Source organism: Gemmatimonadota bacterium (assembly GCA_016712265.1).
Taxonomy (GTDB): domain Bacteria; phylum Gemmatimonadota; class Gemmatimonadetes; order Gemmatimonadales; family Gemmatimonadaceae; genus RBC101.
Map to the genome: position 1 here is coordinate 284,863 of JADJRJ010000029.1, position 26,932 is coordinate 311,794.

Annotated in this window: 16 protein-coding genes and 1 pseudogene; 11 read left to right on the top strand and 6 right to left on the bottom strand. The window is 68.0% G+C overall.

Annotated elements, in window-relative coordinates; translation table 11 throughout:
- Positions 1–60: 60 nt before the first annotated feature.
- The 6 genes from IPK85_15090 (at position 61) to pdxA (ending at position 9,942) form a co-directional block, all read left to right on the top strand.
- The gene (locus IPK85_15090) at positions 61–972 is read left to right on the top strand and encodes a DUF58 domain-containing protein (protein MBK8248715.1); all 912 of its coding nucleotides are present in this window, start codon (positions 61–63) and stop codon (positions 970–972) included.
- The gene (locus IPK85_15095; protein MBK8248716.1) at positions 969–2,774 is read left to right on the top strand and encodes a BatA domain-containing protein; all 1,806 of its coding nucleotides are present in this window, start codon (positions 969–971) and stop codon (positions 2,772–2,774) included. The genes IPK85_15090 and IPK85_15095 overlap by 4 nt, the downstream gene beginning before the upstream one ends.
- Complete coding sequence (mfd, locus tag IPK85_15100; protein MBK8248717.1) at positions 2,774–6,085, top strand: transcription-repair coupling factor; 3,312 nt, start codon at positions 2,774–2,776, stop codon at positions 6,083–6,085. Before IPK85_15095 ends, mfd begins: the two co-directional genes overlap by 1 nt.
- Before the next feature lie 91 nt (positions 6,086–6,176).
- Positions 6,177–7,604: a peptidylprolyl isomerase gene (locus tag IPK85_15105; protein ID MBK8248718.1), complete on the top strand. Its 1,428-nt coding sequence runs from the start codon at positions 6,177–6,179 to the stop codon at positions 7,602–7,604.
- Between the two features lie 95 nt (positions 7,605–7,699).
- Positions 7,700–9,058, top strand: coding sequence for a peptidylprolyl isomerase (locus IPK85_15110; GenBank protein ID MBK8248719.1), 1,359 nt, complete (start codon positions 7,700–7,702; stop codon positions 9,056–9,058).
- The gene (gene pdxA / locus IPK85_15115) at positions 9,058–9,942 is read left to right on the top strand and encodes a 4-hydroxythreonine-4-phosphate dehydrogenase PdxA (GenBank protein ID MBK8248720.1); all 885 of its coding nucleotides are present in this window, start codon (positions 9,058–9,060) and stop codon (positions 9,940–9,942) included. Before IPK85_15110 ends, pdxA begins: the two co-directional genes overlap by 1 nt.
- On the opposite strand, the gene IPK85_15120 is transcribed toward pdxA, so the two are convergent.
- The gene (locus tag IPK85_15120) at positions 9,939–11,240 is read right to left on the bottom strand and encodes an HlyC/CorC family transporter (GenBank protein MBK8248721.1); all 1,302 of its coding nucleotides are present in this window, start codon (positions 11,238–11,240) and stop codon (positions 9,939–9,941) included. The genes pdxA and IPK85_15120 overlap by 4 nt on opposite strands.
- Before the next feature lie 185 nt (positions 11,241–11,425).
- Here IPK85_15120 and IPK85_15125 point away from each other — a divergent pair, with 185 nt between their 5' ends.
- The 5 genes and pseudogenes from IPK85_15125 to IPK85_15145 all read left to right on the top strand — a co-directional run bounded on the left by IPK85_15125 (position 11,426) and on the right by IPK85_15145 (position 16,950).
- A complete protein-coding gene (locus IPK85_15125) occupies positions 11,426–12,262 on the top strand; it encodes a cation transporter (protein MBK8248722.1) in 837 nt (278 codons plus the stop codon).
- A gap of 137 nt (positions 12,263–12,399) precedes the next feature.
- Positions 12,400–12,891 (top strand): hypothetical protein, encoded by a 492-nt coding sequence (locus IPK85_15130; GenBank protein ID MBK8248723.1) that lies wholly within the window; start codon positions 12,400–12,402, stop codon positions 12,889–12,891.
- A gap of 406 nt (positions 12,892–13,297) precedes the next feature.
- Complete coding sequence (locus IPK85_15135) at positions 13,298–14,422, top strand: type IV pilus twitching motility protein PilT (protein MBK8248724.1); 1,125 nt, start codon at positions 13,298–13,300, stop codon at positions 14,420–14,422.
- A gap of 333 nt (positions 14,423–14,755) precedes the next feature.
- Positions 14,756–16,598: pseudogene (gene typA / locus IPK85_15140) on the top strand (translational GTPase TypA).
- A complete protein-coding gene (locus IPK85_15145) occupies positions 16,573–16,950 on the top strand; it encodes a hypothetical protein (protein MBK8248725.1) in 378 nt (125 codons plus the stop codon). The pseudogene typA and the gene IPK85_15145 overlap by 26 nt, the downstream one beginning before the upstream one ends.
- 70 nt (positions 16,951–17,020) lie before the next feature.
- On the opposite strand, the gene IPK85_15150 is transcribed toward IPK85_15145, so the two are convergent.
- From IPK85_15150 to IPK85_15170, 5 genes are read right to left on the bottom strand one after another with little or no spacing between them, the layout of a single operon-like run.
- Positions 17,021–18,130: a hypothetical protein gene (locus IPK85_15150; protein ID MBK8248726.1), complete on the bottom strand. Its 1,110-nt coding sequence runs from the start codon at positions 18,128–18,130 to the stop codon at positions 17,021–17,023.
- Positions 18,127–23,559: an Ig-like domain-containing protein gene (locus IPK85_15155; GenBank protein MBK8248727.1), complete on the bottom strand. Its 5,433-nt coding sequence runs from the start codon at positions 23,557–23,559 to the stop codon at positions 18,127–18,129. Before IPK85_15155 ends, IPK85_15150 begins: the two co-directional genes overlap by 4 nt.
- Positions 23,560–26,124, bottom strand: a complete 2,565-nt coding sequence (locus tag IPK85_15160) for a protein kinase (protein MBK8248728.1) — start codon at positions 26,122–26,124, stop codon at positions 23,560–23,562.
- Complete coding sequence (locus IPK85_15165) at positions 26,121–26,312, bottom strand: hypothetical protein (protein ID MBK8248729.1); 192 nt, start codon at positions 26,310–26,312, stop codon at positions 26,121–26,123. Before IPK85_15165 ends, IPK85_15160 begins: the two co-directional genes overlap by 4 nt.
- Positions 26,309–26,875, bottom strand: a complete 567-nt coding sequence (locus tag IPK85_15170; protein MBK8248730.1) for a hypothetical protein — start codon at positions 26,873–26,875, stop codon at positions 26,309–26,311. Before IPK85_15170 ends, IPK85_15165 begins: the two co-directional genes overlap by 4 nt.
- Between the last annotated feature and the right edge of the window lie 57 nt (positions 26,876–26,932).

Below are 26,932 nucleotides of genomic sequence, written 5' to 3' on the forward strand. Positions count from 1 at the left end.
CACCGGTTTTTCCCTTGCCCTCCCACCAGCCGCGTCCCGCCCCTACCTTCCGCCCCTTCTATGGAAACCGTCCGGAACCCCCGCGCCGACCAGCTGGACCCCGCTCAAGTGGCCTCCCTCGGCCGCATGGAGATCGTTGCGCGGTGGGTCGTCGAGGGATTTCTGCAGGGGCTACACCGGAGCCCCCGGAAAGGTTTCAGCGTCGAATTCGCCGAGTACCGCCAGTACCAGCCGGGGGACGACCTCCGGTATATGGACTGGAAGGTCGTTGCCCGGGCGGACAAGTGGATGATCAAGCAGTTCGAGGAGGAGACCAACCTCCGCGCGGCGATCGTCCTGGACGTCTCGAAGTCGATGGACTGGAAGGGCAAGACCACGGGGATCACCAAGCTCCAGTACGCCGAGCAGATCGTGGCGTCCATCAGCCTCCTCCTCCTCAAGCAGAAGGACGCCGTCGGGCTGGTCCGCTACGACGACCAGGTGCGGAGCGTGATCCCTCCGAAGGCCCGGACCATCCACTGGCGCCGACTGATGAAGGCACTGGAGGAGCCCGGCGGCGGCGGGGATTCCCAGATGGGGACGGCGATGATGCATGCCGGTCGCATGGTCTCGCGCCCGGGGATCGTCATTCTGGTCAGCGACCTGCTCGTGGACCCCGAGGCGACGATGGCCGGGCTCCGGGCGGTGCGCGCCGGTGGCCATGACGTGACGGTCCTGCACATCCTCGACCGGTCCGAGCGTGAGCTGGACCTGGTGCCCGAGGGTGTCTTTGCCGATACGGAGACAAACCTCAAGGTGCCGGCGACGGCCTCGGAAGTGCGCGAGGCGTATCGGCGCACGGTGGACCGGGCGATCCAGGAATGGCGGGACCGCCTCTCCGCTCTTGGGGTGTCCTACGAAGTGGTCTTCACCGACGAGCCGTTCGGCGTGCCGCTGCGCAAGGCGTTTGCCGCGAGGCAGCGACTTCCGTGAGTTTCCTTCAGCCGTTGCTCCTGTTGCTCGGCGTTGGTGCGGCCGTTCCCCTGGTCCTGCACCTGCTGCGTCGACGCATTCACTCCGAGGTGGACTTTCCGGCGGTGGCGTACCTGGCCCGCGCCGAGCGCGAGAACGTGCGGCAGCTCAAGATGCGCAACCTGCTGTTGATGGTGTTGCGCGTGCTGGCCGTCCTGATGCTGGCCCTCGCCGCGGCGCGACCCCTCGGTGCGTTCTTCGGCGCCGGGCATGTGCCCACGGCGATGGCGATCGTCCTCGACAATTCGCTCAGCACCTCGGCGATTGTCAGCGGCGAGCCGGTGCTCGCAACGCTCAGGTCGGCGGCGCGGCAGGCCGCGTCCGCCGCCACCGGGTCCGACCGGATCTGGCTGGTAACGGCGGATGGCCAGGTCGTGGGTGGCTCGCGGGAGCAGGTGCTTGACGCGATCGATCGGGCGGATGCGCTGACGGGTCGGGGCGACCTTGCCACGGCGATCACCCGTGCGACAGGACTTGTCGCCGGTGCCGGTCTCGGCGCGCAGCAGGTCGTGGTGGTCACCGACGGCCAGGCAAGTGCCTGGGATGGGACGGTGGCGGTCGGCGCGGTCGCCGTCTCCGTGCTCGCGCCGGTGTTGCCCGTGATCTCGAACCGGGCGATCGTGCAGGCGGACGCCCGGCCGGCCCGTTGGACGCCGCGTGGCTCGGTCGTGGCGCGGTCCGCGGGCTCGGACTCGGCGACGTACCGAATCGCGTTAGGCACCCAGCGACTGGCGAGCGGGACGGCGCGGGGCGGGGAAGACCTGACCGTGCATGGCACCTCGGCGGAGCCGGGATGGCGGGCCGGTGTCGTGGAGCTGGAGGCTGACGAGCTGCGCGGAGATGACGCGAGGCACTTTGCCGTTTGGGCAGGCGCAGCGCCACGGGTCCTGCCGGATCCCTCCGCAGGAGCATTCCTCCGTACCGCGGTGGAGGCACTCGTCCAGAGCCAGCGGGTCACCATGGGTGGCGACGTCGTGATTGCCTCGGCCGACGTGGCAACACGTCTCCCGGCGCTGCTCGTCGCCCCGTCCGACCCGACACGGATCGGCACAGCGAACCGCACCCTGGAACGCCTTGGGGTACCATGGCGGTTCGGCGGAGTGCGCCGCGACGAGACCGGCGCCCGTGGTGGCCGCTTTGACGGCGTGCGCGTCCTGGCTCGGTATCCATTGGTTGCCCAGGCGGGCGCGGTCGCGGACACCCTCGCGAGTGCGGGCGGCGACGCGTGGGTCGTGGCTGGGCCAGGGTACGTGCTCATCGGGTCGGCCCTCGATCCGGCGGCGACCAACCTCCCCGTGTCCGCGGGGTTCGTCCCCTGGCTGGGCGATGTCGTGGCGCAGCGTCTCGCCGGTGATGCGACCACGGTGGTCGCTGCCGCCCCCGGTGCTACCGTCCGTTTGCCGCTGGGCACCGATGGGATCGAGGCACCGGATGGACAGGTGACGCGTGCGGCCGCGTCGGTTCGGGTGCCGGCGCGTCCCGGGGTCTACTTCCTGCGAGCCGGCGCCGAGCGCATTGGGGCGCTGGTGGTGAATCCCGAGCCGCAGGAGTCCGACCTGAGGCGACTGGAGCCTGCCCTGCTGAAGGAACGCATTCGGGGCGCGTCGGTGGCGGCCACGGCGGACCCTGCGGCGTTCAAGGCGTCCCTCTTCTCCTCGGGGTCAAAGCGTCCGTTGCAGCTCCCGCTGTTGCTCCTCGCGCTGGCGCTGCTGGCGGCCGAGGCGTGGGTCGTTCGCCGTACCGAACGCGAAGCCACGGGCTGATGCCGCTGCCGGTTGTGCTGGACGCCTTCGAACGGCTGGCGCCGTTCGGCAGGCTGTTGGCGGAGCTGCCCCCCCCAGGGGGGCGGGTGCCAGTCACGGGCCTGGTGGGCTCTACCGACGCAGTGCTGGTGGCCGCCCTGGCCGAGCACCGTCCCAACCACTTCCTGGTCGTGGTCGCCGACTCGGTGGCGGATGCGGAGCGCTGGTTGGCCGACCTGGACCTGTTGATGGGGGCGGGGCCCGCCGCACTGTACCCGCCGCGCGAGGGGTTCGGCGTCGAGGAACCCCACGCCGAGATTGCCGGCGAACGGGTCGAGACGCTGGAGCGGGTCCTGCGCGGCGACGTGCGTGTGCTGCTGACGACGGCGCGTGCGCTGCTGGAGCAGACGGGGTTGCCGTCCGCGTTAGGCGTCGCCCGGCTGGAAGTGCGTGCCGGGGAGTCGCGACGCCTCGACGAGCTGGTGGCGCACCTGGAGGCGACGGGCTTTGAGCGCGTGACATTGCTCGATGACGTCGGCCAATTTGCCGTGCGCGGGGGGATCGTCGACATCTACTCGTATGGGATGTCCGAGCCGGTGCGCCTCGAGTTCTGGGGCGACGAAATCGCCGAATTGCGGCACTTCGACATTGGCTCCCAACGCACGACGCGACCGGCAGAACGCGTGGTGATCCTTCCCGTGGACGGCGCCGGCGTGCGGGCCGCGCCAGGCTCGGGCCGCGTCACCGTGGCCTCGCTGTTCCCGCCGGACACGCTCCTCGTGCTCCCGGACGAAGCGCACCTGGCCCCCGAGCTGAACCGCACGTGGCAGGAGGCGCTGCACCACGAGGACGTCGTGCGTCGGCGGGGTGACGACGTGGTCGCACGCGAGGAAGCGTTTGTGGCCCCGGAGGCCTTGCTCGCCCTGCTGGGGCGGTGCGCGCGGGTGGCGATGGTGAGTGCCACCGAGGCCTCGGCAATCCCATTTCCCATCCGCGCACCTGACAACATCTCGCGTGATGTGCGGCTCCTGCGTCGCGTCGTGCGGGACGGCATGCCCACGGTGATCCTGTGTGACAACGCCGGGCAGGCCGAGCGACTCGACGAACTGCTGAACGAGGACGAGTTCCGTCCGTCACCAGCCGCCTTGACCATCGGCGTGCTGCACGGCGGCTTTGTGATCCCCCCCGGCACACGACGGGTGGACGGATCGGGGGATTCGAGCGGGCTCCGGGTCCTCACCGATCACGAGATCTTCCGTCGCGACCGCCGGCTGCGCCGCGCGCGCCGCTACGCAACGGCGACGGCCCTCGAAGCCGTCACGGCGCTTCGCCCCGGGGACTTCGTCGTGCACCTCGAGCACGGGGTCGGGATCTATCGCGGCATCGAGCAGATCTTCGTGCGCGAGAGCACTATCGAAGTGGCTGTCATCGAGTACGAGGGGGGGGATCGCCTCAACGTCCCGCTGTACCGCATCGACCAGGTCGAGCGGTACCGGAGCGGCGTGGATGTCGGTGATGATGCGCCGCCCCCCAAGCTCCACAAGCTCGGAGGCAAGCGCTGGACGGCGCAGCGCGATCGCACGCGCATGGCGATCGAGGCGATGACGCACGAGCTCCTCGACCTCTACGCGCGGCGGAAGATGGCCACCCGCCCGCCCCACGCGACGGACACGGCGTGGCAGCGCCAGTTGGAGTCTGCTTTCCTCTTTGAGGATACCCCGGACCAGCGCAAGGCGACGGTCGACTTCAAGGCGGACATGGAAGGCGACCGCCCCATGGACCGTCTGCTCGTTGGCGACGTTGGCTACGGCAAGACGGAGATCGCGATTCGCGCGGCGTTCAAGGCCGTGCAAAGCGGCCGGCAGGTCGCCGTGCTTGTCCCCACGACGATCCTGGCCGAGCAGCACTATCGCACCTTCACGGAACGCATGGCGGACTTTCCCATCCGCATCGCAGCGATGAGCCGCTTCCAGGGCACGAAGGACCAGGCGCAAGTCCTCATCGAGCTGAAGGAGCAGAAGATCGACATTGTCATCGGGACGCACCGCCTGCTCAGCGACGACGTGCATTTCGCCGCGCTGGGGTTGATCGTGGTGGACGAAGAACATCGCTTTGGCGTCAAGCACAAGGAGAAGCTCAAGGCGCTCAAGCTGGCGACCGACGTGTTGACCCTGACCGCCACTCCGATCCCGCGGACCCTGCATTTCTCGCTGGCTGGGTTGCGGGACATGACGTTGATGCAAACCGCGCCGCGCGATCGATCGCCGGTCCTCACGTTCGTGGAACCCTGGGATGACGGGTTGATCGAGGAAGGGATCGCCCGCGAGATCGATCGTGGCGGGCAGGTGTTCTTTGTGCACAATCGCATCGAGACGATCCTGGCCCTCGCCGATCACCTGCAGCGGGTGGTGCCGACGGCACGCATCGCGGTGGGGCATGGCCAGATGCGCGAGAAGGAGCTCGAGGAGGTCATGCGGCGGTTTGTGACCGGTGAGGTCGACGTCCTGGTCTCGACCCTCATCGTGGAATCGGGACTCGATGTGCCGAACGCGAACACGATGTTCATCAACCGGGCGGATCACTTTGGCCTCGCCCAGCTGTACCAGTTGCGGGGACGGGTGGGGAGATCGCATCGGCGCGCGTACTGCTACCTCGTCGTGCCGGACCTGATCGATGAGGATGCCGAGCGTCGGCTGAAGGTCCTGGAACACCACACAGAACTGGGTGCCGGGTATCGCGTTGCCCTCAAGGACATGGAGCTACGTGGGGCCGGGAACCTGCTCGGCGCGGAACAGTCCGGGCACGTGCATGCGGTCGGATTCGACTTGTACCTCCGGATGCTGGAGCAGGCTGTCAAACGGATCGAGGCCGGCGAAGAAAAGCCGACCGCCCAGCCGACCGATGTCTCGCTGGACGCCCCCGCGTACATCCCCGATGACTATGTCCCGTCGCAGGATGCCAAGCTGGACCTCTATCGCCGCTTGAACGCCGCGACGTCGGCTGCCGAGATCGACGGGCTCCGGTCCGAGATTCGGGACCGGTTTGGGCGGCTACCCCCGACGGTCGTCAACCTGATCTCGGTGGCCGTCCTGCGCCTGGTCGGGGGGCGCCTGGGGATCGAGGGGATCATGGTGCACGGGGACGAAGCCCGTGTTAACTTCCGCGACTCTGTGGTTCCCCGGCTCAAGGCGCTTTCCACGGCCTTTGGCGAGGTACAGTTCCGGGCGGATGTGCGGCGGCCCCACCCGCTGTCGCTCAAGTTGTCGCGCCTGGGCGGGTCGCCGATCCTGGACGGCCTGGTCCGCGCACTGCAACTGTTGCGGCCGGAATAGGGGACTCACGGGGGCTCGTCTTCGGGGGGAGGCCCGAGGTCGCCGCTGCTCAGGCTCCTCCCGAAGGCTTCCTCGCACCCTTCTTCGTCCCATGAATCGCACTCGTTGGTCCGGTCTTGTCCTGCTGGCGTCCATCACCGCCTGCGACGGCCTCAAGGAGGCCCTGACCGCGCATGTCGATGTCGTCGCCAGCGCCGGTTCCCAGGAACTCTCCGTCCAGCGGATGGCGGATATGATGGGCAAGTCGCAGGTCCCGGTGCGGCGCGAAGTTGCCCAGAGCATCGCGGATGCGTGGGTGAACTACCATCTCCTTGGTGCCTCCGCTGCCGCGGAAGACTCGCTCACCGACAAGAAGCTGATCGACGACGTGATGTGGCCCGTCTTCACCCAGTCGAAGCAGCAGAAGTTCTACACGCAGCTCGCCGCCGGGTGGGTCGCGGACACGAGCAACATGGCCGCCAAGTACGCCGCCGGTGACCTCCTCGCCGCCCGCCACATCCTCTTCGCCATCCCGGCCGAACAACAGGCCACCGGGAGCGACTCGATCACCAAGAAGGCGCAAGGCGTCCTCGCACGCACCACCAGCGCGAACTTCGCCGCCCTCGCCAAGCAATACGGCTCGGATGGCACGAAAGATCAAGGCGGTGACCTCGGCGTGTTTGCCCCGGGTGCCATGGTGCCGGCGTTCTCCCAGGGCGTCGCGGCCCTCAAGCCGGGCGAGATCGGGTCGGTGAAGACCGAGTTCGGGTTTCACATCATCCGCCGCTCGACGTACGAGGAAGTCGCCGACGCGTTCAAGCAGCAGTACGTGCAGCGGAGCCGCGTGGTCGCCGAGTCGACCTACATCACGAACCTGGAGAACGGGGCGAAGATCACGGTCGAACCGACCGTCGCCCGCACGATGAAAGCGGTCGCCACGGATCCGGCGAGCCATGAGAAGGACGGAACGGCCCTCGCCAAGTCGCGGCTCGGCACGTACAAGGCCAGCCAGTTTGCCCGCTGGATTTCCAGCGCGCCCAACCCGGACCAGATTCGTGGCCAGATCGCACAGGCGCCCGACTCCCTGTTCGACATCTTCATTCGCAACCTGCTCCGCAGCGAACTCATCCTCGCCGCGGCGGACAGCGCGAAGGTGACGATGGACTCGTCCGAGACCGCCGAAGTGTATCGGTCGTTTGCGGCCATCCTGGCCAATGCCTGGGCCGGGCTGCGCATCGCCCCGGCCATGGTGGCTGACAGCGCCAAGACGCCGGCGGAAAAGCAGCGCTTTATCCCGGCGCGGGTCGACTCCTACTTCGACCGCCTCGTGAAGGGCGAAGAACAGTTCGTCGAAGTTCCGTCGCCGCTGGCCCAGGCCCTGCGCAAGAAGTACGACTGGAAGGTGAACTCGGCCGGGCTGGACCGCGCGGTAGCCGCCGCCCAGGTTATTCGCGCCAAGGAAGATTCGTCGCGCGCCGCGGCGACGCCGCCGTCGGCGGTTCCGATGCCGGGCGCCCCGGACACCACAAAGCAGCCGTAACACCCACGCGGGGATGCGGGGCGCCGGCAACCGGTCGCCCCGTGTCCCGTGTCTCACCAAGGGCACGCCACCGCAACAACGGGGTAATCCCACGCATGAAACGCCTTGCTGGCGCCGGGCTCGCCATCCTGCTCGCCGCCGCCTCCGCGGGGGCCCAGGATTCCACGACCGCTCCCGGCCTGAAGATCGACATCGACCGCATCGTCGCGGTGATCGGGACCACGCCCATTCTCTGGAGTGAGGTGCTCGAACAGGTCAACATCCGGCGCGCCCAGGGGGTGCCGGTGCCCGAAGACCCCGAGGAGCAGAAGAAGTTCGCGCTCCTGGTCCTGAACGAGATGGTCGACGTGGAAGTGATGGTGCAGAAGGCGCGACTGGACACGGCGATCGTCGTGGCCGATACGGACCTGCAGGACAACGTCGACAAGCGGTTCGCCCAGCTGCGCACCAACTTCAAGACGGACGCCGAGTTGGCCGCCGCGCTCAAGAACGACGGGTTCGGCACGGTGGAGGAATACCGTCGCTGGATGATGGACCAGGCGCGCCGCGCCTCCCTCCAGCAGAAGCTCGTCCAGAAGCTGCGGCAGGATGGGAAGATGGTCACGGTCGGCGTATCCGAGGCCGAAATCAGCGACGCCTTCGCGCGGGAAAAAGAGCGACTCCCCAAACGCCCCGCAACGGTCACCTTCCGGCAGCTCGTGATCCCCACGATGCCGTCCGAGGCGGCGCGCAAGGCGGCCTACGAAAAGACCGACACCGTCCTGAAGGAAGTGCTGGGGGGTGGGGACTTCGAAAAGATCGCCAAGCGCGTGTCGCAGGACTCCGGATCCGCGGTGCAGGGCGGGGACCTTGGATGGAACCGACGCGGGGCGATGGTGCCCGCCTTCGACCAGATGATGTTCTACCTCGCCGCCGGCCAGGTCAGCCCGATCGTGGAAACGCAGTACGGCTTTCACATCATCCGGGTCGACCGCATCAACCCGTCCGAGCGGAAGGCGCGACACATCCTGATCAAGCCGGAACTCGACACCGCTGATGTCACGCGGGCCTCGGTGCTCGCCGACTCGGTCCTCGGCTTGTGGCGGACGGGCGCGAACTACGACACCCTGGTCGCGCGGTACCATGACCTTGCCTCCGACGAGATGCGCGGGGTGCTGGAGCCGTTCGAACGCGGGCGGATGCCGGAGTCATACCAGGAAGCCTTCAAGGGCAAGGGACCGGGGGACTACATCGGCCCGTTTGCCGTCGAGGATCCACGGCGCGGCGTTCCCAAGTTTGTCATTGCGCAGTTGATCACGGCGGCGGACGAGGGCGAGTACACGGTGCAGGACCTGCGCAACCAGATCCGGGACCAGCTCAGCGAGGAAAAGTCGATGCGGCGCCTGCTCGATGCTCTCCGGCGCGAGACCTTCGTGACCGTGATGCTCGAGGAGAAGGTCGCGGCGAAACCGTGATGCCCGCACGTCGGCCGCGCGTCGCCGTCACCCTGGGGGACCCGCGCGGGATCGGACCGGAAATTGTCGCGAAGGCACTGGCTGGGGGACGCGAGGTCGGCGAGATCGACGTTGTCCTCGTGGGACCGACCGGCACGGGCGTCGATGTACATGAGTCGGTCGGCCAATGGACACCGACCGCTTCCGTCGCCACGGCGGGAACGCTCGCCGGTCGCGCCATCGAACGGGCGGTCGAGCTGGCGCGCAGCGGTGCCGTCGATGCGATCGTGACCGCACCGATCGACAAGGCCGCGCTGCTGTCCGGGGGGTACGACTTTCCGGGGCACACCGAGATGCTCGCCGCGCTCACCGGGTGCGAGACGGCGATGATGCTCGCTTCGGACCGGCTGCGGGTCGTCCTGGCCACGACGCACATTCCTCTGCGCGACGTACCGAGCGCGGTGACCGCAACGGCCATCACGCGAGCCGTCGAGGTGACGCGCGCCGGCCTCACCCGATGGTTTGGATTGGCTGCACCGCGCCTGACCCTGTGCGCGCTCAACCCGCACGCCGGGGACGGGGGGCGCTTCGGCACCGAGGATGACACCATCCTCCGCCCGCTGGCGGTCGCGTTAGGCGTGGCCGGTCCGTTCCCGGCGGACACCGTGTTCGTGCGCGCCATGCGCGGCGAATTCGACGCGGTGATCGCCCCATATCACGACGTGGGGATGACCGCCATCAAGGTCGCGAGTTTCGGCCAGGCCGTGAACGTCACCCTGGGACTGCCCTTTCCCCGGACCTCGCCCGACCATGGCACAGCGCTCGACATCGCCGGCCGCGGGGTCGCGGACGCGGGGAGCATGCGCGAGGCGATCCGCGTCGCGCGGGAGATGATGCAGCGTTAGGCGAGCGGCGGGCGCTCCAGGGCGACGGTCTTGATGCGCCGGCCCTCCATTTCGCGCACCGAGAGCTGGGCCCCCGGGGTCGCGACGCGGTCGCCCACCACTGGCAGGCGCCCGAGGGCCCCGAACACAAAGCCGCCGATGGTCGTGTAGTCGTCGTCGGCGAGTTCCAGGCCGAAATGCTCGTTCACCTCAACGATGTGCGTCTCCCCGGGGACCAGCGTCTCGCCCGCCGTCCCTTCCAGCGCCCGCCGCTCGGGTTCGTCATGTTCATCGAGGATCTCGCCGACGATCTCCTCGAGAAGGTCCTCCATCGTGACAATGCCGGCCGTGCCGCCGAATTCATCGAGGACGACGGCCAGGTGTTCCTTGCGCCGCTTGAAGTCGGACAAGACCTCTTCCACCTCGCGCGAGCCGGGGACCACGTGCACCTCGCGCATGAAGCGCCGCAGGTCGAACGACGCCGCCGGGCGACGGACCTCACGCAGCAGGTCCTTCGCGAGCACCAGCCCCACCACGTTGTCCAGTGACCCATCGAACACCGGGAAGCGCGAAAAATTGCTCTCCTCAACCACGTCGCACGCCTCATTCAGCGTGGCCTCCACCGGCAGGGCGACAACGTTGGTGCGCGGCGTCATCACCTCCCGGGCATTCTTCTCACTGAACTCGAAGACCCCCTCGATCAGCTCGGCGTCGCCGGCCTCGATCGCTCCACCCTCTTCCGAGTGCTCCACGATCATGCGGAGTTCCTCGGGGGAGTGCACCGAGTGCTCCTCGACCTGGGCACGCTGCCCGAACAGCTTGAGGACGAGATCCGCGGAACTGTTCAACAGCCAGTTGAACGGCGTCGTCAGCCAGGTGAAGCCCAGGATCAGCGGGGCGAGCCACTTCGCCGCGATCTCGGGGTGGTTCAGCGCCGCGGCGCGCGGAGCCAACTCGCCGAAGACCACGTGGAGGTAGGTCGCGAAGATCAGGGCGACCGCTGCGCCGAGGCTCACGCGGATCCCGGCATCCAGCGCCACCGGCAGGCTCGCAAACCAATGCTCGAACACGACCCCCAAGGCGTCTTCGGCGGCCCACCCCAGGCCGAGGGACGCGAGCGTAATCCCGAGCTGCCCGGCCGAGAGGACGCGAGAGAGCATCTGCGGCGAAGTGGCGTGCAGCGCCGCCTTCGCGAGGCGGTCCCCGCCGCGCACCATCCCTTCGAGACGGGTGCGACGAGCACGAACCAGGGCGAACTCCACCGCGACGAAGAAGCCGTTGAGGAGGAGGAGGACGATGATAAGGAGTGCGCGACTCACGACAGGTAGTTTACTGCCCCCGTGGCCGCGACGTGAGGCGGGCGCGGCCGCTTGCATCCCCTTGCGGGCCCCACGGGAGGTGGCTAGCTGTCCGGTGGACTTTGACCCCGTTCACTCCCCGCGTGCACCACCACTCCCACCACGATCACCCGCACGATCACGCGTCCCACGACCACGGACGTGCCTTGACGTGGGCCCTGGCGATCACGGTGGCGTTTTTCATCGCGGAAGTGGTCGGCGGGTACCTGGCGAATTCCATCGCTTTGCTCGCCGACGCCGGACACATGCTGACCGATGCCGGCGCATTGGCCCTTTCGCTGTTTGTCGCCTGGTTCAGCCGCAAGCCCACCACCCCGGAGAAGACCTTCGGGTACCTGCGCTGGGAGATCCTCGCCGCGCTGATCAACGGGAGTGTGCTGCTCGTGGTCTCGGCCGGGATCGTCGTTGAGGCCGTGGGACGGCTCCACACCCCAGAGCCGGTGGACACCGGGACCATGTTGGCGGTGGCCCTCGCCGGGCTCGTGGCGAACGCGGTGTGCGCGCGGCTGCTGCATGCGGGGCATCACCACAGCCTGAACGTGCGCGGGGCCTACCTGCACGTCATGGGAGACCTGCTGGGCTCGGTCGGTACCGTCGCCGCTGCCCTCGTGATCCGGCGGACTGGCTGGGTCGCCGCGGATCCCATCGTCTCCATGGCCGTCACCCTGCTGATCGTGCGCTCTGCCTGGCGCCTGGTGCGGGAAAGCGTCGATGTCCTGCTGGAAGCCACCCCATCCCACCTGTCGTTAGGTGCCATCCGGGCGCGACTGGAGGCCTTGCCCGGGGTCGCCGGTGTCCACGACCTCCATGTGTGGACGGTGACAACGGGGCTCATTGCGATGAGCGCCCACGCCATTGTCCCCACGGCGGAGCGACACCAGGGGGTGCTCGAGGAAGCTGTGGAAGCCATGCGCGCCTTCGGCATCCGACACGTCACCCTGCAGATCGAGCGGGAGGAAATCTGTCAGGGGGGGCATCCCTGACGCCGCGGCGGTGTGTGCTGCATCACCGGATTGACCCTGCTCGGTGTGGGTTCGCTCACGCCCTGGGTCACGGGTTCAGGCGATACGGCCGATACTCCGGGTGACACCGGACGCGTTCCAGGCGTCCTTCACCTGCCATGTCGCGCTCATCACCCATGTGGACGATCGTCAACGACTTCCACATCGAGAAGACCCGTCTCCCGGTCATTGTGGTGACGGAACGCGGAGAGCGCCTGACGGGCGATCTCTTCGTGGTCAGCAATGCCCGCACCCCCTCGGGGCACGAAGAGGTGCCGGACGTCCTGAATTCGCCGGAACCGTTCTTTCCGCTGGCCACCCTCACGGGACGCACCCTGCTGTGCGCCAAGGCCCACATCCGTGAGGTCGTGGTGCCCACGGAAGACGTACCGGAGCCCGATTGGGCCCTGGGCGCCCGGGCGGACGTCGCCGTCACGGTGACCGACGGTGAGCTCTATTCCGGGACCGTGTTCATTGAGCAGGCGACGGCCAACCAGCGCGTCCTGGACTACCTCAACAAGATCCCGGCCCGCTTTGTTCAGCTGTACACGGCGCAGGGGGTGATCTTCATCAACCGCGACGCCATCGTTCACGTGGAGCACCTCGCCTGATGTCCCAGATCCAGCGGCTTCTCGACGTTCTGGGCAACGCCCCGGCGGGACCCTGCACCTGGTCGCCGACGCGCCGATCATGCTCGAGCGCGACGGAGCCCAGGTCCCGCTTACCAAGGGGCCAATCTCGGCCGACTCGTGGCGCAATACCGTGGCGCAGTTGGTCCCGCCGTTCGCCATGGCAACATTCGAGTCCACGGGGCAGCTGGATACGTGGCTCCCGGTTGGATCACGCACCTTCGAGGTGCACCTGGCCCGCGCGGACGAAGGGGCCCGCGCGACCGTTCGCGAGGCACGTCCGGCGCTGCGCGTGGAAGAGTCGCTGGTCAGCGCGCCGCAGGCACCGCTGATCATTGATCCCGGCGCCCCGGTGTTTCCCGAGGCGCTCGCCGATATCCAGCGCCTGATGGGCAAGCAGATGCAGGCAGGGGCGTCCGATCTCCATCTGCGAACGGACGCCTTCCCGATGTTTCGGCAGAGTGGCGACGTGCGGGCGATCGAGGACGAGGCGCCGATCGAGGCCGAGCGGATGCGGGCCATGCTGCACGCGATCATGGACGAAGAGGTCCGCCGTGAGTTCGAGGCGACGGGCGACGCCGACTTTGCCTATGAATTCCCGGGGATCGGCCGCTTTCGCGTGAATGCCTTCGTGGATCGCGGTGGCCCTGGGCTGGTGACGCGTGCCATCCCCAGCCGGATCATCACGGCGGACGAACTCGGCTTGAGCCACGAGGTGCGCGCCCTGACCCAGCTGTCCAAGGGGCTCGTCCTTGTGACCGGCCCCACGGGGAGCGGGAAGTCGACCACGCTCTCCGCGCTCGTCGACCTCGTGAACACCTCGCGCCGCGATCACATCATCACGATCGAAGACCCCATCGAGTTTGTGCACCAGAGCAAGGGATGCCTGGTGACCCAACGTCAGGTCGGGCTGCACACCAAGTCGTTCAAGCAGGCGCTGCGCGCCGCGTTACGCGAGGATCCGGATGTGGTGCTGGTGGGCGAGTTGCGCGATCTCGAGACCGTGTCGATCGCCATCGAGACGGCCGAGACCGGGCACCTCGTGTTTGGCACCCTCCACACGTCCACGGCGCCAAGTACCGTCGACCGGATCATCGACCAGTTTCCGCCGGACCAACAAGCGCAGGTTCGCGTGATGTTGTCCGAATCGCTCCGCGGGGTGATTTCGCAGACGTTGTGCCGGAAGGTCGGAGGCGGCCGCGTGGCGGCCATGGAGATCCTCCTGGTCACCCCCGCATTGTCGAACCTGATCCGGGAGGGAAAAACCTTTCAGATGCAGTCGATCATGCAGACGTCCAAGCGACTCGGCATGGTGACGATGATGGATGCGCTGATTGGCCTGGTGGACCGGGGCGAAGTGGAGCCGCAGGAGGCCTACCTGCGAGCGCCGGACAAGGGCGGCCTCGTGGCAGCGCTGAAGGCGCGCGGCCACGACGTCTCCTTCGCCGAGATCGAACTGCCGGCCGAAAAGTCCGCCCCCGCCGCGGCGCGGCCGGTCGCGGGCAGGCGCTAGACGACTCGCGGGGGCCGTCCCAGGCCCCCCGTGAGGCCCCTACTTGTCCTCTGCTCCCTCTTTTCGGGGGCGGGATGAGGAAGATTCTTCGTCTCCCCGGCGCTTCTCGTACTCGGCGCGATTACTGTATCCGTATCCGCCGTGGATCTCGCCGCCCCGCATGTAGTCGTGGCCGTAGCCACGGCCGTGAGGATAATCCGCTGGCCCGGGCTCCTGCTTTTGCATGGAACACCTCCGGTAGGGTTTCGGATACTCGTTCGCTACCTTCGCACCCGGGCCACCGGGTGGCAAGAGGGTTGAACCCCGGCAGGGCCCCCCTGATACTTCAAGGCTATGCAAATCCGTAACATCGCCATTATTGCGCACGTCGACCACGGCAAGACCACCCTCGTGGACAAGATGCTCCGGCAGGCCGGGGCGTTTCGCGAGAACCAGGTCGTCGAGGAGCGTGTGATGGACTCGAACCCGCTCGAGAAGGAGCGGGGGATCACGATCCTCGCGAAGAACACCGCGGTCTGGTACGAAGGACACCAAGATCAACATCGTCGACACCCCCGGGCACGCCGACTTCGGTGGTGAGGTCGAGCGCATCCTGCGCATGGTGGACGGGGTCCTGCTGGTCGTGGATGCCTTCGATGGCCCAATGCCGCAGACGCGCTTTGTGCTGCGCAAGGCGCTGGACCTCAAGCGCAAGCCGATCGTCGTCATCAACAAGATCGATCGGCCGGGCGCGGATCCGATGCGCGTGCATTCGGAAGTGCTCGACCTGCTGATTGACCTGGAGGCGGACGAAGACCTGCTGGACGCCCCCTTCGTCTATGCGTCAGCGCGCGAAGGGATCGCGACCATGGACATGGACGTCCCGGCGACCAGCCTGGATCCCCTGTTCGATACGATCGTTCGTGAGATCCCGGCGCCCCCGCACGATGCCGAAGGCGCCTTCCAGATGCTCGTGTCCACCCTGGACTATTCGCCGTACCTCGGCCGCCTTGCCCTCGGGCGGATCGAGCGGGGCACGGTGCGCGTCGGGCAGTCGGTCTCGCTGCTCTCGAACGACATTGCGATGCCGGCCGAGAATGCACGGGTGACCAAGTTGTACATCCACCAGGGGCTCGAACGACTCGAGGTCGAGACTGCGTCGGCCGGTGAGATCGTGGCGCTTGCCGGACTGGAAGGGGTGGAGATCGGACTGACGGTGTGTCAGCCGGACACCCATGAGAGGCTCGAGGGGATCGCGGTCGAGGAGCCGACGATTTCGGTGGACTTCGTGGTCAACAACTCCCCGTTTGCCGGCAAGGAAGGGAAGTTCGTGACCTCGCGTCAGCTCCGGGAGCGCCTCTTTCGTGAGCTGGAGCGCAACGTGGCCCTCAAGGTCGAGGACACGGACGCCACCGATGCCTGGGCAGTCTCCGGGCGCGGGGAGTTGCACCTGACCATCCTGATGGAGACGATGCGGCGCGAGGGGTATGAGTTTCAGGTCTCGCGGCCCCGCGTCATTATCCACGACGGCCCGAATGGTGAACGCCTCGAGCCGTACGAGGAGCTGATGATCGACGTTCCCGAAGAGCACCTCGGGGTGGTGATCGAGGCGCTCGGGCCTCGCCGCGCGGAGCTGCTCGACATGCGCAACCCGGGGCAGGGTATGGTGCGGCTGCGCTACCGGATTCCTGCACGCGGGCTCTTTGGCTACCGCAGCGAGTTCCTCACCGACACGCGTGGCACCGGGATGATGCACCACCGCTTCCTGGAGTACGGGGCGTGGGTCGGACCGCTGACCGGCCGTATGCGAGGGACGATGGTGTCCATGGAAGACGGTGTCGTGGTGGCGTTCGCCCTGTTCAATCTGCAGGAGCGGTCGACCCTATTCGTGAAGCCTGGCGACCCGGTTTATGAGGGAATGATCATCGGGGAGAACGCGCGCCCCGGCGACATGGACGTCAATCCGACGAAAGAGAAGAAACTCACGAACATGCGGAGCAAGTCCGCGGACGAACATGTCGTCCTGGAACCCCCGAGGGAGTTGACGCTGGAAGGCGCGCTGGAGTATATCGAGGACGACGAACTGATCGAGGTCACGCCCCAGTCCATTCGGCTGCGGAAACGGATGCTCGATTCCATCGATCGCAAGAAGTTGAGTCGAGACGCCAAGCGTGAACGCGAACGTGCCCTGCTCTGATTTCACCCTTCTGGAGAACGTTGCAATGCAAGCCGTGTCCACGGCGTCGGAGTTCGAGACGCCCTTCCTGATGTCGCCCAAGCGGAAGGATGACGACGACTATGATGACGTCGATGACGACGGGGGCTTTGACGACGACGAGGACGAGAAGGACGATGACGTCGACGACGGGTTTGACGACCCGGAGAAGGTAGACCTCGACGAGGACGACGAGGAGGACTACGACGACGACGAGGACGACGATGACGACGATGACGACGATGACGACGATCTCGACGACGACCTCGACGACGACCTCGACGACGACGAGGATGATGACCTCGACGACGACCTCGACGAAAAGGACGATTGACCGGGGCGGTGGACCGGGCAGAAACGACACGGGCGCCCCTTGGGGCGCCCGTGGTGCATCGGGGAGGCGCCTAACGCACGGAGAGGCCGAGTCCCACCCGATCGTGCGGCAGCGACCGCAAGGCCAGGCCGACGCGTCGCTCGACAGCCGGAGCCACATCGCGCGCAATGATCGACTCGGCGCGTGACCGCGAACGGCGGGCATAGGCCGTGGCCTCGATCGCCGAGAGGAACCAGACCGCCAGCGCCGTGCCCGCGCCCAGCGCCAGACGCGGGCGCGTGGCCTGGCTTAGCGTGTCCGCGTACGCGTTACCGAACGGATCCGTGTATCGCTGGATCACGTCCTCGGTCTTCTGCCCCAGCGCGAGTGCGGTCGCCCCACCGGCCAGCCCGAGGATGAAGACCCCGAACACCGGCCGTCCCGTGGTCATCTGTCCGAGGCCGGGGACGAGCAGGCCGGAGCCAAAGGCTGCACGTGGCCGGTAGACCCCGTCGGGGAGCCGGCTCATGGCCGCGCGAATGTCCGCGCGATCGGCCGCCTGGGGTTCCAGCTCCAGGTATCGCTCGAAGTCCCCCATCGCGTTCTGTCGTTCGCCACGCGCCGCGCGCGACAAGGCGCGGTTGAACACGGGCTCCGGGGCGCTTGGGACGGCGGCGAGCACCCCGCCGAACACGGAGTCAGCTGCCGCGTACTGCTTGCGGCGGAGCAGGGCGATCCCCGACTGGAAGTTCGCGCGTGCTTCGTCCAGCCGCGCAAGTTCGGCGGCCGGCGTGAGGCGAACGATTCGGCCGCGAACGTCGTCGGCATCGGCCGGGTTGCCGGAGAGAGCGAGATACCGGCAATACTGTCGGACGGCGTCCGCGTTCTCGGTGAGGGCCTCGTGCTCGCGAGCGAGGGCATACGCGAGGCGCGCATTGCCCGGGACCAGTGCCTGTGCCTTCACGAATGCGTCACGCGCGCGCGCGTGTTCGCCCTGCAAGGCGGCGTCCTGTCCGTCCTCGACCAGCTGCTGGGCCTCGGCCTCGCTCGTGGGGTTTGGCGTCGGCAGCTCGCGAATGGAGGTGATGGCGGCACAGCCGGTCACGCCACCAGCGGCGAGTGCGGTCTTGACGGGAAATCCCTGGGCCGCGGCCGGCGTGGCGCCCGCGGCGACAAGGGCGCCGATCAGGAGGCGTCTCATGGGACGGTGATGGCAGAGGTCCCGGTGACGCCTTCGCATGTGGCCGTCACGTTCACTGGAGTGCTTCCCGTGGTCGCAACGCCGGTGATGGCAAAGGTGAATTGTCCGGCGAGGTTCGTGATTCCCGATGCGACGCTGACCGTGAACTTGCCTGGGTCGGCACTGGCGATGGTGCAGGCGCGACTGGTCGCGTCGAGGTTGGCCGTGGTCTTCGCGGTGATCGTGATGTTGCGTGACGCGCCGACGGCGACCGTGTCCGGATTTGGCGCCAGGGTCACCGTCCCCACCGGCACGAGTGTGATGGTCACCGCGGTGGTGCCCGTAACGGGGGACGCTGGTGTGCCGGGCGAGGTGGCGGCGGAGACATTCACCGTCCCGGAATCCACAGCTGTCGCGACCCCCGTCGTCGGGTTGACGCTGATCTTGCCGTTGGTCGCTGACCAGGCAAAGGCACGCCCGGTGAGGGTGCGGCCGAGCGAGTCGAGGGCGGTGGCCGTGAAGGCCTGCACCTGACCGACCTGCAGGGCCGGGTTTGCCGGTGTGACCTGGACGGTCTTGGTCGGGATGAGGTTCACGGTGAGGGCGCCCTGCCCGGTCTTCGATTCGAAGGGCACGGTGGCGATGACGTTGGTGGATCCGCTGTCTGCTCCGACGATGTAGCCGGTGGAGCGCGCCGTCGCCTTGGCGGTGTTGGACACGCTCCAGGTGATCGGACGGCCCGTGATGACGTTGCTGCCGGCATCGAGGAGGGTCGCCGTGGCCAGCACGGAGTCGGTCACGAGGACGGAGGTGGGCGACACGTTCACGTTGACCGTGGCGACCTCGGGGAGTACGCGCAGGGTGAGCGCCGAACTGTTCACCCCTTCACTCGTGGCGGTGATGTTGGTTGTGCCGGCGGCCACACCGGTGACGAGCCCAGAACTCGCGTTGACGGTGGCGACCGCCGGGTTGCTGGAGACCCATGAGGTCGGGCGCCCACTCAAGACGTTGTTGCTCGCATCGCGCAGGGTGGCGGTCACGGCAAGGGTGCGCGCGCCGATGATGGAGTCGCCAGCGCTTGCGAGGGACACCGAGGCGACGGGGGCGAGCATGCGGAGTACCCGGGTCGTCGACGGTCCTTCCGCCGGAGCAGAAACGGTCAATGTGGTGGTGCCCGCGGCCACGAAGGTGATCGTGATGGGCACGTCGCCGGTTGCACTGGTGTTGGCGGTGCCTGGGCTGGCCGTGGCGATGCTCGGGCTGCTGGAGGTGACCGTGAGCGCACGACCCTGGAGCACTGGCGTGGTCGCCGCGGTGAGCGCCAGGGTGCCCATGCCGATGATCGAGTCGGTGGCGGGTGTCAGGCCAAGTGAAGCAATGCCGGTCAGCACGCGAATGGTCGCGGTGGCCGACTTGCCTTCCACCAGTGCCGTGATGGTGGTGGACCCTGGCGCGACGCCGGTGACGAGGCCGCTGCTGTTTACCGTGGCGGCGGCCGTGTTGCTGCTCGACCAGGTAATGGGTCTCCCGGTAATCACGGCGTTGGCCGCATCGCGCATGTCTGGCGTGGCCAACAAGGTCCCGGTGCCGAAGATGGAGTCGCCCGGCGTGGTGAATGTGATCGTGTTGACGGGCGGCAACACGCGGAACGTCTTCGAGCCGACGATCGATTCGCTCGTTGCGGTGATGTTTGTGGTGCCAAGGCCAACGACGGTGATCAGGCCCGACGCGCTCACGGTGGCGACGGACGTGGCGGACGATTGCCAGGTCACGGGGCGCCCCGTGAGGACGGCGTTCGCCGCGTCTCGCAGGTCAACGGTTGCCTGCACCGGGGACGCGCCGGTCCCGATGACGGAATCCGGGCTGGCGGCCACGGTGACGCTGGCCACCGCGTTGAGGATCCGGATGGCGAACGTCTGGTTGACCCCCTCGCTGCTCGCCGTGATGGTGGTGGTGCCGGCACTGACACCCGTCACCGTGAACGCCACGGTTCCCGAGCCGCTGCTGGTCGCGGTGAGCGGTGACACGGTGGCCACGGCGGTATTGGAGCTGGAGATGGTGACGTTGCGACTGGCCAGCAGGTTGTTGCTGGCGTCGCGAAGGGTCACCGTCCCCGGGAGGGTTCCGGCGAGGATCAACGAGTCGGGAGTGACGACGAGCGCCACGTTCGACACCGGGGCGAGGACAGTGATGGCGGACGTACCGGGGACGGCATCAACCGTCGCGGTGATCGTCGCCGAGCCCGCCGCGACGCCGGTCACCAGCCCCGAGCCATTGACGGTGGCCGTGGCCGTGGCCGTGGAACTCCAGCTGGTGCCACGCCCGCCTAACGCGGTGCCACTGATGGTGGTGCCCGCGGAGTCCAGCGGGACGGCGGCCAGCTGCTGGGTCGGCGCGTTAAAGAGGTTGAGCGTGGCCGTCGCGGGCGAAACAGACACGGTCGAGACCGGGACCAGGTCGACCGTGGTGGCAATCGATCCCGGAATGCCCTCGGAGGTCGCGGTGAGCGTGACGGTGCCAACCGCTTGGCCGGTGACGATGGTGCTGTCCCCGTCCTGCGTGATCAGTGCCTTGGTCCCATCGCTCACGCTCCAGACGACACTACGTCCCGTCAGCTGCGCGCCGCCGGCATCACGCACGGTCGCGACAAACTTTCGTGCGTACACGGCGCCGACGTGCACGGTGCCCGGATTGGCTCCTGCCTTGGGTGCAACGCTGACGCTGGCAACTGCAACGTTGTTGACCGTGATCGTTGTGGTGTCGGCGGGGAAGGGCGCCGCCTGTCCCGGGGACGAGGCCTCGATCTCGATGCGCGCCGTCCCGACCGACACGGCCGTCACCTGTCCGGTGCTGTTTACTGTCGCCACCAGCGGATCGATCGCCCGCCAGGTGAGCGTGCGACCCGTCGCGCTGAGCACCTGTCCGGTCCCTGTCGTCAGGATCGTCGAGAGCTGCTGCGTGTTGCCCACGGACACCGTCGCCGTCGACGGTGTGGAGGACACCGCCGCCACCGGCGCAAAGGTCACGGTCACCGTCGCGGTTCCGGCCGGCGTGGACCCACCCGCGCCTCCGCCCGGCGACGATGCGGTAATGGTCGCCGACTGCGCTGCCGAGTTGATGACCGCCGTCACGACCCCCGCCTGCGACACGCTCACTTGCGGGTTGCTCGACGACCAGACGATCGTGCGCCCGGTGAGCACGTTGTTCGATGCATCGCGGGCGGTGGCGGTCAGCGTCGTCGTCCCGCCCTCGACCAGCGAGGTCGTCCCGGTGACCGTGATCGTCGCGATCGGCACCTGGCTCACCGAGACGGTCGCGACGCCGGTCACACCTCCCACCACCGCGCTGATCGTCACACTCCCGGCGGCCACCGCCGTGATCGTGTTCGTGGCGCTGGTCGTCGAGTTGACCGTAGCAACCGAGGGATTGCTGGAGGTCCAGGTGACGGGCCGGCCGGTGAGCACGTTGTTGGAGGCATCGCGGGCGGTGGCGGTGATCGACTGCGTCGCCCCCTGGTTGAGCGACACATTGTTCGGTGCCAGGGTGACGCTGGCGACGGCGACCGGACTGACCGTGATCGTCGCGGTCGCGATAACCCCTTCGCTGGTGGCGGTAATGACGGCGGTCCCCGCCGACACGCCGGTCACCACCCCGCTATTGGTCACGGTCGCCACGCTCGACGCGCTGGTGGTCCACGTGATCGTTCGCCCCACCGGCGACAGCGGCGCCCCTGTCGCACTAAACAAGGCCGCCGAGAGCGTCAACGGCTGGGAGATGGCGATCGTCTGGGTTGCGGGCGTCAACGTCATCGTCGCCACCGGCACCTGCGTGATCGAATAACTCCCGCTGCCCGCGACCCCATCAATGGTCGCCGTGATCGTCACGCTCCCAGGGGTGATGGCCACCACGCGGCCCAGCGAAGAGACGGTCGCACGCGTCTCGTCCGACGACGTCCAGATGATGGGCCGACCCGACAGCACATTGTTCGACGCATCGCGTGCGGTCGCCGTGAGTTGCAGGGCCTGCCCCTGTTGGATGATCCCCGTGTTGGGGGTGAGCGTCACCGAAGCCACCGCCACGGTCGCGACGGTCACCGCGGCACTCCCGCTCTGCCCCTCGGACGCGGCGAAGACGAGTGCAGAACCACTGGCCACCCCCGTCACCAATCCGGTCTGGCTGACCGTCGCCACCGAAGGCGCCCCCGTCAACCAGGTGATGCCGCGCCCCGGAAGAGCGTTCCCCGCAGCGTCGCGCGGGGTGGCCGTCAGCTGCTGGGTGCCTCCCACCAACACCGATACGGTGGGCGGCGATACGTCGATCCGGGCGATCGGGACCTGCGTCACCGTCACGGTCGAAATACCGAGTGTCGTCCCGCTGCGCGCGGAAATCCGCACCTCACCCGCACTCACGGCCGTCACCAACCCGGACGCAGACACGGTCGCGCGCGTGGCCAGGTCCGAGGACCAGGTGATCGGACGGTTGAGCACGTTGCCCTCGGCATCGAGGGCCTGTGCGGTAAGCTGCACGGTCTGCCCCGCCGACACGGTCACTGCGTCCGGGGTCACGCGGATGGAGGCGATGGGCACGGCCGCCACGGTGATCGACGACGTGCCCGTGATCCCCTCCGACGTGGCGGTGATCGTGGCGCTGCCCGGCGCGATCGCCGTGACGAGCCCGGTGGACGACACCGTGGCCACGCCGTTGGCGCTCGAGGTCCAGGCCACCACGCGCCCGGAGAGCGTCTGTCCGCCGGCCGCCGCGGTGGTGGCACTCAGTTGGATGGTCTGGCCAACGGTCACCGATCCGCTGCCGGGGCTCACCGTGACCGAGGCGACCGGGATTGGCGTGATCGTCACGACCGAGGTGCCGCTCACCCCATCCACGGTGGCGCTGATCGTGGCTGTGCCAGCGGCCACGCCGGTGACTACCCCGGTCGACGTGACCGTCGCTGTCGCGGTGGCGCTCGATGCCCATAACGCGGTCCGACCGCTCACCACACTTCCGGTCGCATCAAGGGCATCAGCGCGGAGCGCGACGGTCCGTCCCACCTGAACGCTCGCGGTCGCCGGTACCAACCGTACCTGGGTGACCGGGCGCGGTGACACGGCAATCGGTACCACGGCACTCTTTCCGCCACTGCTCACAGCGATCTGCGTATTGCCGGTGGCCACCGCGCTGACAACCCCACTCTGCGACACCGTCGCAATGCCGGGATTCTGCGTGGCCCAGTAGAGGCGCCGATCGCCAAGAATGCTGCCGTCCACCGCGACGACCCGCGCGGTCAACGTGCGCGTTTCGCCGACCACCGCCTGCAGCAGGGGAGGGTTCACCTCGAGACGGCCGACCTCCTCGGAATCCGGGGCGAGTGGATCGTCACAGGAGACCAGGCCCAGGCAGGCGTAGGCCAACCCGAGGGCGATCGCGCGACGCGGCCAGCGAGGGAATTTCACCTAACGACCTGGTCCGGCGACACGTTGTGGCAACGCGGCATTTTCGCGGTCGCCGACGCCGAGCTGGCCGTCGACGTTGTAGCCCCAGCAAAACGCTTCGCCGTTCGCCACCCCACAGGTGTGCGCGCCATACGCACTGAGCACGGAGAAACTCCCCGCACCGCGGATCGCGGTGGGCCGATCCCGGTCCGTCGTGGAGCCATCGCCCAGTTGCCCCTGGGCATTTCGCCCCCAGCACAGGCCGCGGCCGTCGCGTGTGCGTGCACAGGAGTGGTCACTGCCGGAGGACACCACGGCATAACTCGCCCCTGACTCGACCTTCTGTGGAATTGCCGACGCGGCCCCCGGAGCCCCGAGCTGGCCGTAGTTGTTCTGTCCCCAGCAATAGAGATCGCCATCGACGGTGACGGCGCAGGTGTGCGCCCGTCCCGCGGCGATACTGACGAAGCGCGCGCTGGTGTTCACCGGGATCGGGGTGGCATGGTCGGTCGTCGTCCCATCGCCGAGCTGGCCGGCGTCGTTCTGCCCCCAGCACATGGCCTCGCCGGTGCGAAGCAGTGCACACGTGTGGGACTGTCCTGCGCTGAGGGCGCCAGCGCTTCCGCCCAGTGTGACGGCGACGGGCGTGACCTTGGGTGCACGACTTCCATCACCTAATTGGCCGCGACTATTCCCACCCCAGCACCGCACGTTGCCCGACGTGGTGAGTCCGCAGGTGTGCGTGCGCCCGGCGCGCACCGCGCGGAAGTTGGTGCGGCCATTCACCGGGACCGGCGCGCTGCGCGGCGTGGTTGTTCCGTCTCCAAGTTGACCGCTGGCATTGGCTCCCCAGCAGAGGGCGTCGCCGTCCCGCGAGATGCCGCAGCTGTGCGACTGCCCCGACGCGACCTGCGTGAAGGTGAAGTCGCCGGTGACCGGCGTTGGAGCCACGCGGGCGTCGAACGTGCCGTCACCCAGCTGCCCGGACTCGTTGTTCCCCCAACAGAGGGCACGTCCCTCGCCCGAGAGCATGCACGAGTGGCGCGTGCCGGCGGCAATGGTCCATCGGTCGGCGGGGAACGTCACGGAGGGTGCATCGGGTGCGGGTGCACGCGCGCTCTCGGGTGTGACCGCCGGGGGCGTAGGTGCGGGCGTCGGCGATGGGCCCGGGGACGCGGTAACCGGCACGGAGTCACGGCGGGGAGGTCGAGTCGGTTCGGCGGCGGAGTCAACCGTGCCGGCCGGCAACTGACCTAACGATGCCGTGTCGATTGCGCCGGCAGCCGTGTCGCTCATCGCCGTGCCGGTATCAGGGGAGGCCGGGATCACCGGGACCTCGACCGTGCCGGCGTCAGCCAGAGTCAGGGAATCGGGACGCGCCGCGGTGGCGGCTGGGGGCCGCGTCGCGTACCAGGCGGCCGACGCGACCGCGGCAATGGCGATCACCGCGAAGGCGATCGGACGCGCCAGCGACCGGCCGCCGGGCTGGTCGAACGGCCCGGGGATCGCCGGTTGGCCCCACGGGGACGCCGGCCGGACGACCTCGCCCGACGCCGTGACGGAGGCGCGATTCAGGGACGAGGGCGTCAGCCCGGCCGGTGTCTCCCCGCGCCGAAACTGCACCGTGGAGGACTGTGGCGAGACGGAAGCCACTTGCACGTTGCGCCCCGCCTTGGCTCCGGCCTTCCGTCGCTTCTTGGCGGCGGCCTGCCATTCCTTGAACCCAGGGAGCTTGTCGGTGGCGCTGAGCAGCGTCAGGAAGCGCGCGGCGCTGGGCCAGCGATGTTCCGCCCGCTTGGGGAGCAGGCCTTCGATGAGGAATTGCAGCCGGGGCGGGACGTCGGGGCGCAGGACGTCGAGCGGGGTCGGCTGGTCGTGTTTCTGGCGGTAGATGACGCTGTACAGGCTCTCCCCCATCCAGGGGCGCTGGCCGCTCAGCATCTCCCACCCCACCATGCCTAATGCGTACAGGTCGGACCGGCCGTCCAGGGCGCCGCCGTCGATCTGTTCTGGCGACATGTAGGTCGGCGTGCCAATCGCGGTGCCGGTGGCCGTGAGTTCCGTATTCTCCGTGATGGAGCGCGCGACGCCAAAGTCAGACAGCAGGGCCCGTCCGGTGACGTCGTCGAGGAAGATGTTCTCCGGCTTGACGTCACGGTGCACCACGCCACAGCGATGCGCATAGGCCAGCGCCCGGGCGATGTCCTTGAGGATCGCCTCGGCGCGTTCGCCGGCCATGGGACCCGCGGCCAGGGCCGCCTTGAGCGTCATCCCCGGCACGATCTGCATGACCAGCGCGAGGCCGTTGTTCAGCTTCTTGATGGCGTGCAGCGACACGATGTTCGGGTGCTCCAGCTGCGCGACGGTGCGTGCCTCGCGGGCCAGGCGCGACACCGCCTCCTCGTCCGCATGGAACCGTGGGCGGACCACCTTGACGGCCACCTCGCGCCCCAGGGCGCGCTCGCGCGCGCGATAGACCACCGCCATCCCGCCGCGGCCCAGTTCCCCGAGGTACTCGTATTCCTCGGAGAGCTCCTCGGGCCACCCCGTATGGGCGTTATCCGTCAGCATGATGGGATCCGTCACGCGACGACCTCCCCGGCATGACTGGCGTCCCCATCCCGGTACCGGAACACCAGGGCTCCCATCTCAATGAGGTCGCCGTTGGCCAGCCGATGCCAGGTGTCGACGCCCGACAACGCAATGCCGTTCACGACGACCGGGTTGGTCCGCGACAGGTTGATCACGCGCCAGCCCGTCCCGTCGGGACTCATGCGCGCGCGTGCGTCCGTGAGACGGTCGGCTCCAGCAGCTGAACGTGTCGGTAGGGCGGGCCTTCCTTGCGGCCAAAGCTGACGTCGGCGGGCGTACCGGCGTCGGGATGCACAAACCGCAGTTCGTGTCCGGCGTCGGGGCCGCCGATCACCAATAGGGACGCCGGGAAGAACTGCAGGGTGCCATCCGGCGGCCGATGAAAGCGCAGGGAGTGTCCGTGCACGACCTCGGCCGGCACTGTACCCTGTGCGAATCGGCCCGTCGTCGCGGTGACGGGATCTTCGACCAGCGAGTTCGGTCCCGACCAGGGGATCGCCGTCGCCTGCGCGACATGTTCAGGTGTGGCCCGCACCACGAGTGGCTCGACCCGTTCCCGCGCCGGGTCCGGGGCGAACACGGCGGGAGCCACGCCAGCTGAAGGGACTACAAGCAACGGTTTGCCATGCTGCCGGAGTTCCTGGTCGCGCCGCCGCCGGGCCACCCACAACGCCGCCACAATGGCGAACGCCGTAGTGGCCAGAGCCGCCACGATGACGAGAAGATTCTCGACAGAAACGCTCATCCAACCGCACCCTTCGATGCCGCAATGATCACCCTCGGTGCCGACTCTTTCGTGAGT

What these genes read in the sequence shown, in the direction of transcription:
- IPK85_15130 (MBK8248723.1), top strand. Translation starts at nt 12,400, where the DNA reads ATGTCGCGCTCATCACCCATGTGGACGATCGTCAACGACTTCCACATC.
- IPK85_15105 (MBK8248718.1), top strand. Translation starts at nt 6,177, where the DNA reads ATGAATCGCACTCGTTGGTCCGGTCTTGTCCTGCTGGCGTCCATCACC.
- pdxA (MBK8248720.1), top strand. Translation starts at nt 9,058, where the DNA reads ATGCCCGCACGTCGGCCGCGCGTCGCCGTCACCCTGGGGGACCCGCGC.
- IPK85_15135 (MBK8248724.1), top strand. Translation starts at nt 13,298, where the DNA reads ATGGGCAAGCAGATGCAGGCAGGGGCGTCCGATCTCCATCTGCGAACG.
- mfd (MBK8248717.1), top strand. Translation starts at nt 2,774, where the DNA reads ATGCCGCTGCCGGTTGTGCTGGACGCCTTCGAACGGCTGGCGCCGTTC.
- IPK85_15150 (MBK8248726.1), bottom strand. Translation starts at nt 18,130, where the DNA reads ATGAGACGCCTCCTGATCGGCGCCCTTGTCGCCGCGGGCGCCACGCCG.
- IPK85_15090 (MBK8248715.1), top strand. Translation starts at nt 61, where the DNA reads ATGGAAACCGTCCGGAACCCCCGCGCCGACCAGCTGGACCCCGCTCAA.
- IPK85_15170 (MBK8248730.1), bottom strand. Translation starts at nt 26,875, where the DNA reads ATGAGCGTTTCTGTCGAGAATCTTCTCGTCATCGTGGCGGCTCTGGCC.
- IPK85_15110 (MBK8248719.1), top strand. Translation starts at nt 7,700, where the DNA reads ATGAAACGCCTTGCTGGCGCCGGGCTCGCCATCCTGCTCGCCGCCGCC.
- IPK85_15165 (MBK8248729.1), bottom strand. Translation starts at nt 26,312, where the DNA reads ATGAGTCCCGACGGGACGGGCTGGCGCGTGATCAACCTGTCGCGGACC.